At 36.6% G+C, this 18,101-nt stretch carries 1 protein-coding gene; it reads right to left on the bottom strand.

The genetic code is table 11. The annotated features are described in order from the left end of the window. Positions 1-4: 4 nt before the first annotated feature. Positions 5-18,022, bottom strand: a complete 18,018-nt coding sequence (locus IRZ99_RS06365; RefSeq protein ID WP_194656455.1) for a T9SS type B sorting domain-containing protein — start codon at positions 18,020-18,022, stop codon at positions 5-7. Positions 18,023-18,101 lie beyond the last annotated feature (79 nt).

The raw sequence follows: 18,101 nt of genomic DNA, 5'->3' as shown, positions 1-18,101 counted from the left end.
TTTGTTATCTGTATAAAGTGAAATGTCCAACAAACTCTCTTGCATCTTTCTCGTCATTTAGTTTAAGAACATACCAGTAATCACCAGAAGGTAATTCCTCTCCATTGTATTTTCCATCCCATTTTTGACCATAGCGATATTTAGCAATCTCACGTCCGTATCTATCGAAAATTGAGAATATTAAATTTGTATAAATGTTTGTACAGCCAGGACCCCACGATGTATTTGTTGCACCACCAGGAGTAAAGTAATTATCAAGACAAACATCTACATATTTCATAGGAACCGGCAACTCGAATTCACATCCGTTTTGATCTCTAACAATAACCTGATAGATACCAGATTTGTAGACATTGTATTTATTGGATGATGTAAATGGTTCACCGTTGAAACTGTACAAATAATCTTTTTTACCTCCTACACCCTGAACTTCAATAACGTTCATTTCTGTAACTCCCGCTGAAATTATATTCATAGTCAGTTTATCAAAGCTTTCGATATCGAAACTTTGTGTTGGCTGAATGCAACCATTGCTATGTCTGGCATATATTATATGCGTTCCAGGGGCAACATCTTTAAATTCCTTTTCAAACTGATAAGTAGTTCCTTTTGGATCATCAAGAATATAGTCAACATCTGCGTCCGCAACGTTAGGATCGATTGATACAGTTACAGTATTGGTTTCACAACCATAATCAACTTTAGCAATTGGCTTCATGTCTACCGGCATCGGTACATCAACGTCTAATTCCTGAGGGCAGTTTCCGTTATCTTTTACGAACACTGTGTGTATACCTCCTGCAAGATTTGGAAATGTATGTTGTGTTCCGTTAACCAATTGATAAGCACCATTAATATCGTCTAAACTAATCATGTATGGTGGTGTACCACCTGCCAAGTCAATTGTAAATGCACCATTAAGATCTCCAACACACTGTTCAGGCATTGTCATTCCAGGCGTTTCAACAACTGAAAGTGGTGCGTCAGGTTGTTTTATCTCAACTACTTCACTATCAAAGCACCCATGCTCATCAGTTGCTATCACTGTGTAGAAACCAGCTTTTAATTTCTCAAAAATGTTGCTGTCGAAGTATTGATCGTTTCTTGGTGAAATAGAGTATTTATAACTTCCTGTTCCGCCTTTACCGATTACTTCAATCTGTCCATCATTTCCACCAAAACATTTAACTGCAGTTGGGATAAATTCAGCTGAGAATACTTCTTTCGGCTGATCAATCGTAACAGACTCAGGTACAGTTTCACAATCGCCACTTTTAACAACTACCTTATAATCACCAGCTAAAAGATCATCAAATCTACCTTCTGACTGTGGTCCTTTTAGCACGTTTCCAGCACCATCTTGCAAGATGTATTGATAGTTTCCTAATCCGCCTGAAGCACTTGCAACAATTACTCCACTTGGATCTTCACGACATAATACTACAGCATTTGTTATATCTAAATTAGCCAATAATGGTTCAATAGCTTTTATTGTGATTTCATTAGAAACAAAATCAACACATCCATTAGCATCCTTCACATAATATTTGTATGAACCCGGAGCAACATCAAACGAAACAGAACTTGTAAATGGAGCTGTTGAATATGTAAAGTTATCACTACTATAAGTGTATGGAGGCGTACCACCAATAGCACTTAACGTAAGTTCAGTATCTGTAAGACATGTTCTTTTTCTAGACTCTACTAAACTTGGTTTAACTTCAGAAGGTTCCGTAATTGTTATAGGAGCTGATTCTCCACTACAATTGTATCCATCAGTTACAGTTACCGTATAAGTTCCTACACCTAAACCAGCAAATGAAGATGCAGACTGAGGTCCTGAAGATCTTACAGGAGTAACTGAAGTAGTATTTAAAGTATATAAATAATTACTACCCTCTCCACCTGTAACCGCAGTTACTGTTATAGTCGCGCCCAAATCTCCATTACATAATAATAATGTTTTGTCTGCTGAAGCTGTAACCGTTATTGGTGTTGGAACTACTAATCTAACCTGATCAGTATCAATACAACCACCAGCATCTTTAACAGAAACTGTGTACAATCCAGCTTTTAATCCTGTGAATATGTTTTGAGTAGAAAAATCTACTGTCATCGGACCATCTAATTTATATAGATAATCGCCAAACCATCCGCCTTGAGCACTTATACGGATTTCTCCATCATCATTACCTGATACACAAGTAATTTCTTTTTTAACAGCTTTAATTTCTAATTCTGTATCCGGTCCTTCAATCGTGAACTCGGTTGTAACCTCACAATATGGTGAATTAACCAAATTGGCAACTACAGAATACTTACCGGCAGTAAGATTTGCAAGTTTTAATTCAACAGATGTTGAACGTCCACTGCGTATGTTACCTAATTGATCTGTAATTACATAATCAAATATACCCGCGTTGTCTGCTGGTTTAATTTCATCTACTAATGTTAATGTAATACTTCCGTTAGCTGCATTAAAACATGTTATGTTAATCACATCTGAAGCTACTATATCAAAAGTATTTGGATTATTAACCGTGTGGAATCTTTCAACACTACATCCCGTTACAGTGTTTGTTACAATAATTTTATAACTACCAATTTGTAATCCTGTAAATAATCCTGTTGGACTAGATGTAAGTGGATATACAGTAGGAGTAATTCCTTCAATTGTGTAAGTTAAGGTTGGCAATGTTCCGCTTGTAGCGATTGCCGTAACCTGAACTGACTCACCATCTTTACAATTAATAGGTGTAACGTCAAGATCAAGATCAGCTATACCTACATATGGATTAATTGTAACCGCAACTGATGAACCTTGACAGTTGTTAGTATCAAATACATTTACCACATAACTTCCACCTAAATTATCAACTTCAGTGTAAGTATTTCTATCATCTTTTTGAACTGTTTTACCATCTCTGATAAATTCGTAGATAAGATAATTGTTAGAACCACCTGTTACAGAGCCAGGAGCCACTGTAATAGTTGCGCTTAATGGCGTATTAGTTCCAGTATTACATAGATATTGAGTAACTGTTGGTGTAACAACCGCAATAGGGTTTGGTTGCGCTACTACAGCAGTTGCTGTGTTAGAACATCCTTTTCCTGAAGTTACCGTTACAGTATAAGTACCGAAAGGTAAGTCATTGAAAATTGGTGATTCCTGAGCCACTCTGTTTACAGGTCCAGCAAGACTGTACATGTAAATAGGATTATCATTTGTACCTGTTAAAGTTACAGCAATACTTCCGTCTGTTCCTCCATTACAAGATACAGGTGATGGTGTTGCCACAATTCCTGTTACAGGTCTTGGATCTTCAATTATAACAGTAACATCTTTTTCACAAGATGATGTTGTTCCAGTATCTCTTACCTTAAAGATATAAATACCAGGAGCTAAACCATTAAATATTGGAGACACACTAGTTGTTGTCCAGTTATCTCTCGTATAAACATAACTCACAGGAGCAACTGTTCCGCCGCCAGCAGTTAAGGTAACTGTTCCATCAGCAGTTGTACACGTTGGTGTTTTAGTAACCTCAGCAAGTAATGTTAATGGCTCTAAAATTTTAACAGGAGCAGTTGCTTTAACTTCACACTTGTTTTTATCTCTCACCGTTACTGTGTAATCTCCAGGAGAAGAAACTATAAAGAAATTATCATCCTGGAATTCTACTCCATCTAAACTATATTGTAAAGGAGCTACACCCGTTGCAGCAACGTCTATTCTGTATCCGACTGTACTATAACATTGACTAGCAACGCTAACATTTGTAATTGCCGGCATTGGGTCTAATGAAATATTTACCGTAACATGTTGGAAACATCCGTTTGCATCTTTTACATAAACATCCCAGGCATCAAAAGCCGGAGCTATTTTTGTCGTCGCAATTGTTTTAGTATACTCGTCCTGATAATCTCCAGCTGTTGGAGTCGTTCCCGCAGGAACAAAAGCATACGTATAATCAGGAGTTCCGCCAATAATAGTCGTTTCGTCAATTGTTAATACCGCACCCGTAGTTTTACAGTTTTGGTTTACGTTCGTAATTACCAAAGCAGATAAATCTAATACCGGAGGTTGTGTAATGATAACATTACCTGAAACTATAGTACAGAATGGGTAAGCTGTTTCAGTAATACTCACTGTATAAGCTTTACCTTCAACCAAATCAAAAGGAATTGTAAACGGATTAACCGTGTTAGAATTTCCTGTTCCGGAAGCACCCGGTATGGCAACACCACCATTTAAAATTTGGTAAGTATATGGACCTTTGTAATCTGTAATATTAATTGAAATTTTTCCTTCGTTACTTCCAAAACATTTTACCATTGAAGAAGCAGTAGCCACAACTTCTGCTATATTGAACAATGGCACTTTGTATGCATCAGAAATAATGAAACATCCTGTTGTTTTATCTGTTATTTTAAACTGATAAAGTTGTCCAGGTACTGTAGCTGTATAATCGAACGTATTTGTTCCGGCAGCCACAGGAGTTACAGTTGTACTATAGGCAGCGCCATCAACTGAAACCTGATATTCAAAATTATAAGGAACCGATCCTCCTGCAATAGTTACTCTGATAACTTCACCAGCATTATTACAAGCTGCTTTAGTAACTAAAGCTGTTTTTGCAGAAATTAATCTTGGGAAAGGACTAATTGGTACTTTAACATCATCAATACATCCGTTAGCATCTTTAACATAATAAGTCAAGTTTTGCGCAGATCCGTTATCAATCACATTAAATGTATTTGTTGTTTCCCAAACTGTTCCATTTTCACTATAAGTGTAATCACCCAATGCACCTGTACCTGCACCGCCAGCACCAGTTACGGTAACTACAGTTGCATTTAAAGTATTTGCAGGGCTTGAACATGTAAATGGACTTGCAGAAGCGCTAGCCACTACTAATGATGGACTATCAATAACCACCGTAGTTGGAGCACCACAATTTCTTCCTGATGTCACGTTTACTGCATAAGTACCCGCAGACAAATTAGTAAATAATGGTGTATCCTGAGTAATTAGAACACCTCCCGCTGGTATAGTACGCTGAATTGAGTACTTATAATCAGGGTTATTATTTGATGGCGCTAATGTAAATAAGATCGAACCATTGTTTACGTTTCCTTGTGAAGGAGAACAATATGGCGATGTCGGATCTGCAGTATATACAACCGGAGTTGGAGCTGTCATTATAACAGCAGGTACTGGATACGAACAATCTTTTGAATCATATACTACAAACTGGTAAGTTCCAGGAGTTGCAGCGTTCACACTGTAATCTACATAAGTAGCACCAGGTGCAAATGCAATTTTACCAGATACCGGACCCGTACCGATTTTAACAGTATAGCTATAATCTGGGTAACCTCCAAGGGCACTTACTCTAATTGTTCCGTTAAGAGTACCTGTACAATAAATGTCTTTTTTGTTTTCTGCCGAAGCAAAAAGACGTCCATTAATTGTAGTACTTACTGCAGTCGAAACACAACCGAAATTATCTCTCACCATAACTGAATAGGCGCCTGGAGTTAAATTAGGGAATGTATTTGTCGATTGCCATGACTGACCATTATTGATCGAATATTCGAACGTTACCGGATATGGAACTGCTTTTGTTGCAGTTACTACCAACGTCGTAGAATTTGTATTGTAATAACAATATTCTGATGTTGCATCAATTGTTGCTACCGGTTTAGGAGCAGTTACCAAAGTAAATGCAGCTGCTACCGCTACAGTACAATTATTCGAATCTTTTACTGAAACAGTGTATGGTCCTGTTTGTGTAAGATTTTCAAAAACACCATCTGTATTAGTTAAAATAGTTCCATTTGGCTGTGTTAGTGAGTAAGTATAATCACCCCATCCACCGGTAGCAGTCAACGTTACAGCACCAGAAGTTGTACAGCCTAATGGCGTAACAACCGGTGTTGCTAAAATTAATGCTGAAGCCGGAGCTTTAATATTAAATGTTATTATAGGCGTAAAGCAATTCGTTACATTATCAAATATTTGAATTGTATGAGCTCCTTTTGCTAATCCAGTTAAATTAATTGTTGAACTTGTAAAAGGACCTGCAAACGCCACACCATCAAGTGTATAACGGTATGAACCGGCAAAACCAGATACAAGGAAACTTGCTTTTCCATCTGTCGCAGTTGAACATGTAATACCTGTAGTATACTGCTCTACTGCTTTAATATTGATAACATTAGCAATTCTAAATGGTTTTTGAACCGTACATTTATTAGCATCTGTTACCTGGAATACGTAATCAACATCTGGCAATAAGCCTGTAAATGTTGCATTCGTTCCCTGATCTGAGAATGCTGGAGAAATCATTTGATACGTTTTCGTACCAATACCACCTATTACAGCTGAAATAGTAGCGCTTGTATTTAATGTTGTACAAGTGATTACCGCTCCTTGCTTAATTGTGAAATTTGTAGGAGGTACTAGTTTCAAGATAGTAACCGAGCTACTAACTGAACAGCCATTAGCATCCTGAATGGTATATGAAATAGTCTGATCATTTTTAGTATCATCAACAGTATAAGTAGTTTTCTTTGTAAAAGCACTTCCTTTAAAGCTATATAAATAGTCTTTTGTACCGCCAGTCGCCCCTAAAACAACCATTGCAGATTGTGCCACATTACCAGTACCACATTGTAGCGGCGTAATAATTGGTGCAACCAAAGCCAATGCTGAAGGCTGTAATAAAGTTCCTGAACCTGATTGTTCACAACCTAGTGCATCTTTTACTACATAAGTATAAGCACCTGCAGCAGCTGGGTATATAGTTTTTGAAGTAAATGCAGAGGTATTAAACTTATAAGTATAAGGTCCCTGACCACCACTTGCAACTAACTCAACAGAACCTGTTCCTCCAAAACATTTTGGTTGAACATCTAAAGATGAAACTATGATTGGTTTAATTGGGTCAACAGTAACCTCAGTGGTTTCTATTTGACATCCATTTGCATCTGTAATTCTAAATTTGTATACATCAGCATTCGCAGCCGCAACTGAGTATGTAAATGTTGTTACACCAGCAAGTACAGTAGTTGCAGGCGTAATAACCGCATAAGCAGCACTTCCTTTTTTAACTTCGTATTTAGCATAAGGTAATGTTCCCTTTTGAATTGAAACCGTAATGGTAGCATTTACAATAGTAGTACCAGGAGAACAGTTTAACACTTTAGTCACCTTAGCTGTTGCTGTAGGTGTAGGTGTGATTGGAGCCTGCATTAATGGTGTTTCACAATTATTAGCATCTCTAACTGTTACATCTACAGGACCAGAATTTAATCCTGTAATTTTATATGGTAACGGAGTAGTAATTGGTTGGTAATTACCAGAATTTACCTTAATGTAATATGGTGGAATACCTGCAGTAATCTGACTTACTGTTACTGAAAAATCACCTTCTTTAGCACATTTATCATCAATACTTAAAGCAAATACCGGACTTGGGTCTAAAGCAATCTGAACTGGTGCCCATTCAATACATCCATAAGCATCTTTTGCCCACACAAGATAATTTCCTGAGTTAACATTAAATGTATTTGAAGTGTAAGTAGATAAGAATGAAACCGCTGATGGTTTTGTATCTCCAGCGCCAAAACCAATTGCACCATTATCTATCACTATTTGGTATAAGTATGATCCTGCTCCACCAGATGCCTGAGAGGTAACAATACCTGCATTTGGTTTACAGTTGTCATTTTTAAGTGATGAAGCAACTACTTTTAAAGGAGTTGATGATTGTTTGATTTCAAATGTACCTGAAGAAGCCTGACAGCCTTTAACAACGCCATTATATTCAGTATAAGCAATATAATATCTTCCCGGAGCCAAAGTTCCAGGTAAAGTCGCCGGATAAGTTCTTGTAAATGGAGTTGTAGTACCAGCAACATTAACTTTAACCGGAGCGGCCATAATTGGTAAATTATCCTGTTCTCTAAAAATTTGATATGCTACATCAGTTGTAGTTGCTAACCATTTAGAAACCGTAAATGATACGCTTCCATTATTGGCACCACTACAAGTAACATTTGTTGCTGTAGCAGGGCCAACTAGTGCCGATGCTGCAGGAATAGGACCGTTTGCCGATTTTAAGAAGTAGCATTGCGTTGCCTTATCATGTACCACAAACGTATAAGTTACACCTGGTATTAAATTATTAAATGTTTTAACCGTTCCGCCTACAACGTCCGGACCAGAAAAGTTAAGTGAATATGGTGAAGTATTAAACTCCAAAATAGCAAACTCATAATCTGCACTAGGAATAACAACCTTAACAGTAACAACTGCGGTTCCTCCAGTGGTACAGTTTGACGGTGTTGTAGCAATATCTATATCTAAATCCTCCGGAGGAGAAGCCATAGTAATTTCTTTAGATGCCGGACAGCTATTTGCGTCTCTAACTTCTACCGTATAAATTCCAAAATCAATGATATCAAATTTATGAGATGAACCAGTTGGTGCATTAAAAGTATCTGAGTAACCAAAATTATTACTAATATGGTATACATATGATCCTGTACCTCCTGTAACATTTTTAACTGTAATCGACCCAAGATTTGAACCTGTACCTCCTGTTTTATCACATTCAATATTTTCTTGTTCAGTTTCAAAAGCGACAGGATCTGGCGATACTACAAAAGCTTGTGCAACACCTGATTTCAAACAACCTTTAGCGTCACGAACCTGGTACGTATAACCTTTACCTCCTCCTACTGCTCCAGTAAGACCTGAAAAGTAACCAGTATCATTGCTTGTAGCCCAGTTATCAATTGTGTAAGTAAATGGCGGAGTTCCACCAGTTACACTAATTTGAATAGTTCCTTCTGCAGAAGCTGTACATAATGTACCAGTCGCTACTGCTGTCGGTGTTGGAGCAATTGGAGCCGTTACTGTAAATGAAACAGTCGATTCCTCTTCACATCCCGCAGATTTTACTTTAAAGTAATAATTTCCAGGCGTTGAAGTGGTGAACACATTAGTACCCGCAGGTAATAAAGCTGTATAAGTTCCTCCTAAGCCGTTTTTAACCTCATAAGTGTATGTACTGTTACCACCAGCTGCTGACAAAGTCACTTGTGCATTTACAGTAGTAAATGGTGGAATTACCGTACATGTTACATCTTTATTTGGAGTAACTGTTAATTTTAATTGGTTTGTTATAACTAAATCAAAAGCAGCAGATATACAACCATTATCATCCTTAACCGTTAATTTATATGTGCCTGGTCCACTGATCGTTTTACTTGCGTTCGAACTGTAATTACCATCTACTCCATATTGTTTTGCTGAACCAGCAAAAACAGTTCCAGACATGATAATAGTAAGATTTCCGCCTGTATAACAAGTAGTCGCTATTGGATCAACTGTTGGAACAGCGTCTCTTGTAATATGAACATCTTTTGTTATTGGACAGCCATTAGCATCTCTTACGTATGCAACATAATCAAGGCCATCAGCAACTGTATTTTTGTCAAATTTGTTATCAGTAGTATATCCTGCCGGGTAAGTTGGTGCAGCTGCTCCCAATTTTACAACAGCGTAATATAATGTTCCTGTTCCACCAGTAGCGTCTACTGTAATCACACTGTTATTTCTGCTACAGAAAACCTTTGGCCCACTTGCACTTACAATAGTAACAGCAGTAGGATTATCAAGTACTATAGTTTCAGAATCTTTACATGTTGTAAGATTATTTGTTACAGTAAAAGTATATGAATCTCCTTTTAAGCCTGAGTATGTTATAACATCTCCAACTTTTGAAATACCTGTCGTAATTAATCCGGAAACGGCACCTGTTAAGTTATAAGAATAACCATTCGTTCCGTTAGTGTTACCAGAAATTGTGAATTCAAGTTTTCCGTCTGCTAAATCTTTACAAGAAACATTCTTAGTGATTGAACCTGATTCCTGAATTGGATCCACAGGAGCTATAGTATACTCACCTGTTTTAATACAACCATTAGCATCGGTAATTTTAACGTAATATGTTCCAGGAAGTAAACCTGTAAAAGTATAAGTATTAGAATTTTGATTTATAGCAACTAAAGTTCCTGTGGGTGGAGCTGCAGCTGTATGACTTGTAATTTCATATTTTAATGGGAATGTACCACCGGTAACATCCACTTTTAAATCAGTTCTTAATTTTGTCGCATCACAAGTAATAGCCGGAGCTGAAAAAGCTAAAGGTCCAGGAGGGTCTAATGCCACTACTGTCACTGAAGTAGAAACAGTACAACCATTTGCATCTGTAACAACAATATCTACCAATCCTGACTGGTCTGTTGAAAAAGTTTTAGAAGTTATTGGACCAACAACTGTAGCCCCTTGTGTATAGGTATACCTGTATTTATCTGTTCCTGAAAAAGCAGTTCCACCACTAGCCGTAACTGTAATAGTTGCAGCTTGCGCTACATTATTAGTTCCACAAGATAATTTAATTGTTACAAGAGCTGAAGCAGCCAATTTAACAGATGGACCGTTAACTGAGACTGATTTGCTAAAAGTACATTTTGTCTTAGTATCTCTAACTACTATAGAGTAAGAACCTTTTATTAAACCTGTAAATTCATTAGATGGTTGCCAGTTACTTCCATTATCCTTACTGTATTCATAAGTTCCGGAAACTGGAGTAGCCTTAACCGTAATTTTTCCAGTAGCTTCTCCAAAACATTTAACATGTTCTACAACTGTTGTAAAAGCAGGTGTTACTTTTGGTGCAATCGTTTCAGTGAAACCTGTTATACATCCTTTACTGTCTAAAATTTCAAACACGTAAGAACCAGATACACTAGCCGGATAAGTAAATGTTTTTACTCCTACTCCCACTGCTGTGTAAGTAGTTGGAAAGCCTGCACTGTTAATGTTTACTCTGTATTTATAATCCGGATATCCGTCAGCGATTGTAACTTCAATAGTAGCATCTGTACTAGAACTACAATCTAAGATTTTAGTTATTTTATGCTGCGAAACTACTACTGGTTTAGCAACTATTTGTTTCGCTAAATCAATAGAACATCCTGTAGAAAGATCTTTTACAGTAACAATATAATCACCAGGAATTAATCCTGTAAAAGTTCCGTTATTTTGAGTAGTTGTACTGCCATTAATGCTGTACACATAATTAGTTTTAATGTTTGGAGTTACTCTAATTGTTGCTCCTCCTGTTGATCCCGCACATAAATCAGTTGCAGTAGCATCTATATCAGCAACCGGATAAACTTTATCGTTAATTGTAAAAGTTCCATCAACTTTACAGCCTCTTAAATCTTCAACAGTAAAAGTATAATCTCCCGCTTCTAAATTTTCAAACAATTTAGTTGTCTGAACAATCGCTGCTCCTGTTGCAGGTTTTACCGTATAGGTAAAAGATCCCCAACCACCAATTGCGTTAATAGTTGCTGTTCCTTTTTCATCACAAGTAACATGTGTTACATCTGTAGGATTTAATTTCAATACTGCAGTTGGCGCAGCAATTGTAACAGGTTCTGAATCAGAACAAGTGGTAGCTGTATTGGTTACTACTATAGTATGTGTTCCAGTACCTAAGTTAGGCACCGAAATATCAAATGTAGTTCCAATTGCAGGAGAAGTTAAGCCTGTTACTGTAGCTAATGCATCAACTTTATAAGAGTAAGCAACATTGTTACCCATTCCTGAAACCGTGAAGATTGCACTTCCATCGGTTGAACCTAAACATGAAATGCTGATTTTAGATTTTTCTGTTACGACAATAGTCGCCAACGCTTTTATCTCAAGGTCTTTTTCGTAAACGCATTTTTTAGCATCTCTTACTTCAAAAGTGTACGTCTTTCCTGCAGCTAAACCATTAAATTGATTGCTGGTTTGATACGTAGTTGTACCAGGAGGTGTAGGAGATTTAATTCTGTATTCAAGACCTGCTGTTGGTACTGCAACTCCCGCAGCATTCACAACATTTGTGATTGTTACGCTCGCTGTATTACTTGGACAAGTAACTGCACCAGGAGTAAGTGTCATTCCTGCCGGAGAATTCAATGCTACAATTGTTCCAGCAGAAACTGTTTTAGAACAGTCTTCGCTATCCGTAATTTCAACTGTATAGGTTCCTGCTGCAATTAAATTTGGAAATATACCATCTGTATTTGTAGCTACAGTTGTCGTTCCATTTTTTAATACATAAGTAAAGCCTCCATTTCCACCAGATGCTGATGCTGTAATAGTTGCTTTGGTCTCACAAGTGTATGGAGTCGTAATCGAAGCCGAAGCCGTAATGTCTGTCGGCTGATAAACTTTGAATTTGTATTCCTTAGTACATTGTGTAGCATCTTTTACAATAAATGAATATTCAATTCCTGCAACAGATCCTGCTAAAGGACCGTAATGAGTTGTACCTGTAAAAGGACCAGTACCATTAAACTGATATGTAAATAGCGTAGTACCATTACCTGCTGTAATATCAATATAGCCATTAGCTGCACCAAAACAAGTAACGTTTTCTACTTTATACGTTGCCGTTGGTTCCGCTTTTGTACTAACTGTTTTTTCTACAGGGAAAGAACAGTCGTTTGCATCTTTAATATCAAAAACATAAGTTGCTGCTGTTGCTGCAGAATAAGTGAATTTTGGTCCTGTAATGGATCCACTTGTAAATAAAACAGTATTTGTTGCTTTATTTTTAACAGTATAAGTATAAGGACTTGTTCCTCCATCAATCGTAACTTCAATAGTTGCATTTGCAGCATTTCCAGATTTACAAGTTAATGGAGCAGTAATATCCGCTTTAGCTGTTATTGCTTTATCAATTTTTTGACTTACCGCAGCAGCCTCACAATTATTGCTGTCCGTAATTAAAAAGTCATATGTAATACCAGATGCCGTTGCGATATAGGTAAATGTAGGCCCATCAAAAGGTGCACTAGGATTACTATATGTAACACCTCCGTTTGTACTTACCTGATACGTGTATTTACCTACTCCACCTGTAATTTTTACAGTGATTTTAGCATTTGTACCAAAACATAAACCTGCGTCTTTAACTACTTCTGCAGTAGGGTTTTCCGGTTTATCGATAATCAAATCAGAATCTCTGGCATCCTGACATCCGTTTGCATCAACTCCAGATACAGTATAGGTTCCTGGAGGAATATCTTTTAAGATACCATCACTTGGGAATGTTTTAGTAAACGGTGAATTTTTATCTTTAATTGTTAAAGTGTTAGCACCAGTTCCACCAACTGCTGATGCAGTAACCGTTGCACCAACCTTACAAGTTGCTGTCGTAGCAATAGCATTTACAATAAAAGCTTGTGGTGCAGTAACTTTAGGCTTAATAGTAAAATTACAAGATGCAGCATCGTCAGCATAACGAACACGAATATCATATGTCCCTTCTGCCCTGTCAATTACTGGTACAGGAGAAACTTTAGAATTTTGCCAAACAATTGGATTCGCAGATCCGTTTAATGTATAAAAGAATCCATTTGTAGTGTCAAAATTTTCAACTACAATGTTGAAAGAACCATTTGTATCACCTTTACATTTAACTCCGTTTATGTTATCAACTTTAGCTGTAAATGCCTTTTTATCTTCTACTTTAAGATTTAATATTTTATCAGCTAAACATGATTTTGGCAACTGACGTACCCAAACATCGTCAATCACTAAATCGTTTCCATTAAATACTTCACTTCCCGAACGTATCACAAAAGTTAAATTGGTGTTCGCTCCAGGATTTAGTTTAATACTAATCGGAACCCATTTTTTTCTATCAGGATGATTTAAGCCAGGCGCAATTTCTCCTGTATCATCTCTCGCTACTACATTACCTTTAGAATCAATTAATTCAATTCTAATAATTGGAGCAGCACTATCATAAGAAGGCATTAATAAATTTCCTACGTAAAAGTCAACAATAACGTCTTGATTAGGTATAACATCTGCAATTGGTTTACTGTATAAAATACCATATTTCCCAGCAGCATTACCAACATTTACTAATAAATATCTACCATCAGGGTCTCCCGTGTTATCTAAGTTATTAGGGTTTGTAGTATGATCTTTAAAGTGGAACCATGCGCCACTATTATTTGACAGTTTATCATCTCCTCTCCAGAAAAAACTAGCAACGGAGTAGGCATTATCTTCTACAGATTGACTTGGTGTTCCATCAGGGAATTTACATAGATAAGGTGGATTAACTCTTTGGTCATTGAAGCAATATGCCGCAGCAATTCCAGGAGCTGTCGTTGGAGGTCCGCTTCCAAAATCCTCTTTTAGTAAATTACTAAAAGTTGGAACAGATACTAAATTGTACTCTACTTTAATTTTATAATCTCCAACAGGAATATCTTTAAAGATATAAGCCGGAGAATTTGTATTTAAAGTATAAATATAATTAGAAGGATTTGCAGGATCCGGTTTCCCTAAATAGTAAGAATAGCTATAATTTGAACTTGCATCGGCATTAACCGTTACTGTAGCTGTCCCTTCTCCTTTACAATTATAAGTTAAAACAGGATCACTAAATATAGGATCAGCCGGTTTTTCGTCTAAAATAATACCTGACATCGGAAAAACACACCCAGCAGCATCTTTAATATATAATGTAATAGGTGTTTTGCTTGGGTTTATGTAGGCAAAATTATCTTTAATATAAGTATCTCCTCCGTCAAAACTATATCGGTATAAATCTGGTGCAGGAAAAGGTACACCTCCCTGAGGATTGGTAATTCTAACCATTCCTTGTTTAGTATTCCCTGTCGGGCCGCAACCTGACAATTCAGCAACACCAGCAGAAGCAGTTAGCGTAGCTCCAGGCCCTGTAATCTTAATAATTTTTTCCGGATCAGTACATTCTACTCCGTTTATTGTATATTTTACTGTAACCTTATAATCCCCGGCAACTAAACCTGTTGTTGGTAAAGATGTATATGCACCGCCGGCAACTCCAGCGACACTATAAGAAACGGTATAACCAGAATCTGCAGGAGTAACTGTAATCGAAATTTCTCCTTCTTTAGCATTGTAACAATTTAAATTTTTTGAATTTATAGTAACTGTTGGTTTAGCAATAGGATTTACAGAAAATGTTGGAATTGTATAGGTACAGTCATTACTGTCAGCAACTATAATGCTATAGCTACCACCTGGACTTTTAACTATAATTTTATCATCAGAAGAAACATATGGCTGCCCATTTATAGAGTAAAAATAAGGTTTTGTACCACCTTTAGGGTTTATTGTAATTTCTCCATCTGAACAAGCTGTCAGTGATTTTACGTCATAAGTTGCGGTAAGTGGATCAGGTGCGTCTATATTTATATCACTTGAATAGGTACAGCCATCAGCTGTCGTTACGGTAAGTACATAATCGCCCTCAAGTAAATCGAATTTTGTAGTATTTTTAGAAACTGGTCCAACACTTTGAATTGTGGTATTACCTTGCTTGATTACAAAAGTATAATTTGGTTGCACATTATTTGCAGCAACGTCAACACTACCCTTAGCACCTGCACAAAGAGGTTGTGTTATCACTGTCTTAACATCAATATCTCTTTTTCTTATAAGAATGTTTTCAACTGTAAAATCACATGGGAAATCAGTTACAATAGTCTGCCTAACATGCACAGTATAAGAACCAGGAGTACTTATTGGAAATACATTAGTTGGCTGATATGCTCCGATAGCTCCATTTGGATCTGTGCTGATTGCATACTCATATCCGCTTGGAACACCTTCAACTGTAATACTACCATTTGTTGAACAAATAATATCGGTGTGCTTTTCTGTTGGAGTTAAAGGATTTTTATAAACATCAAAATAAAAACGATTGAAACAAACTCCACCTTTATAGGTAACCGTTAATCTGTATTTTCCTTTTTCACTTGCAGTATAATCAGATCCTGTTCCTACTTGCTCCCATTTACAAAGTTCACTTGGGTTTCCAGTACTTGCCAATGCTTCATTCGGACAGTTTTTACCCGTTGCTACGGTACAGCTACCTTCAACGAAACGCTCCCATACTATATTGGATGCATCTGTGATATTTGTTTTTATTTCTTTTTTAGCATTACCACCACACAAATAAATGTTTGGAAACGGTTTACCGTTATCGGCACAAGTTACAGTTTCACTTGCGAAAGGTAGCACAGGATTTGGACTTGTACTTTTAAAACGAGTTACCACAAAAGATTGTGAGATAGATCTACATGGTGCTGCTGCTAAGTTATACACATAATATGTTCCTTCTTTAGTCACATTAAATGGTTTTCCTTCGCCAATTTTATTGGTCATTGCCGCATCACTATACCATGTGTACGTTTCATATCCTTTTGCTGGAATAAGATCAACGCTATCTGTACATAAGGTTACATTTTCAGTATATTTACAACCGTCTATACCTACTAAAAAGTTTGTGGCTTTTGGTGTTACGGCACAACCTTCAGTTGAATTAACACTTCCTTGCGGATCTGTTTCATCGATTGAAAAATTGGTGTTTTCCTTACCTTTGTAAGTAGCAAAGGCCTGGTTATCGATACTATTAGAACAAGCCTCACTTAACGAATGACAATCAGGAACAACCTGAACTTTAAAAGCAATAGTGCTTACAGTAGGATTGTTTTTTGTAATTAACAAGGGATCTGTTACCTCAAATACTATTTTTCTTGTAACAGGATCATAAGGTGTTTTAACTCTAATTCCATCTGGTAACGGAAGTAAGTCTTTTGACTGATCAAAAATAACGTTTATTGGTAACTGGTCCGTAATAACTAAAGAAGTTGCATCATCATTACCCTTATTTTGAATAGTAATTTCATAACGCAGCTGCTGACCAAGTGTCACATTCTTTCCTCCGATATCTTTTCCGTCTGTGTCTTTTACAATTTTTGTTAAAAATATTTGAGGCGCTATAACTTCTACGTTAAAAGCATTAAAATAAACACCATAACCATCACCACTGGTCGTTAATTGTAAATCAGCTTTTTTATCGCCATTTTTAATAATAGCATTATTGGTATTATTCAAATTGATAATACCTGCATCAAAACCAAGTGTATTTGTACTTGCTGGTCTTCTTGCGAGATTGTTTCCCGAAAGATCATTAATAACACTACAAAAGAAATTGTCTTTTTTACGCTCGTTAGTATAAACCTGTGTACCATTTACTGAATAAGTATCTCCTGGCGTATTTGCATCTCCTTCTAAAGCTGAAAAAGCTAATTTTACTTTTACATTTCCTGTTGGAATGGTTTTAAAACCTGAAACTGAATAAGTCAAAGGACTACCATTAGCTTTGATCCAGCTAAATCCATCGTAAGCAGTAATATATTTTGCGCTTGAGTTTGGATCTTCATAAATAACAAACAAGGACCATCCTGCTGCATACCCTCCATTACTCAATTTACCGCGAGCAGCATTAATATTTGCAACTATATATTCTCCTTCAGGGTTTTTTGAAGCTTTTAACAGGTCTGTAGCATCATAATAATAAGCATAGGGTATTTGATCACCATTTGTTGTTTTTGGAGTATTATTGTAATAATCGTAAATTAACGTTCCTGTAATTTTATTATAAGTTGTTTCGTTGGCAAGCTTAAACTTTACCTCACCTAAATCACTTCGCTTTACCGTTTTGTTATCTAAAGAAGCTTGTGTATAAACACCTGACCAATACAATCCTGCATACACAATTTTGTAACAAGCTCTGCTTGCATCCGGCACCTTTAAACTTGCAGCACTTGAGCTAAAAGTATCGGGATCATTATCAATATCAACATATTGCATGTTCTCCGAGTTATTATCTGTAGTTCCGATAAAAGCATCGTTAGCATACTCATTTTTCTTATTGTTATCTCTATTAACAACACTATTACCAATAAGCATCATATCTCCTCTAATACTCGTATCAAACCTTGAAGTAAAAGGTATATGATTTTGTGCTAGCATAAAATAACTTTGTAATAAAAACAAAGTCAATAAAATCAATCTTAGGTTAGTAGGCTTTCTCATAATCTTTTTTTTGTTTACTTACATTTTATCCTTTAAGGGGCATTATTGAATAAAACACTTCGTATTATATAACATTTAT

The organism is Flavobacterium sp. LC2016-12 (genome assembly GCF_015351595.1).
Lineage (GTDB): Bacteria > Bacteroidota > Bacteroidia > Flavobacteriales > Flavobacteriaceae > Flavobacterium.
Note: the sequence above shows the minus strand (reverse complement) of the source record. Positions and strands in the feature narration are given on the sequence as shown.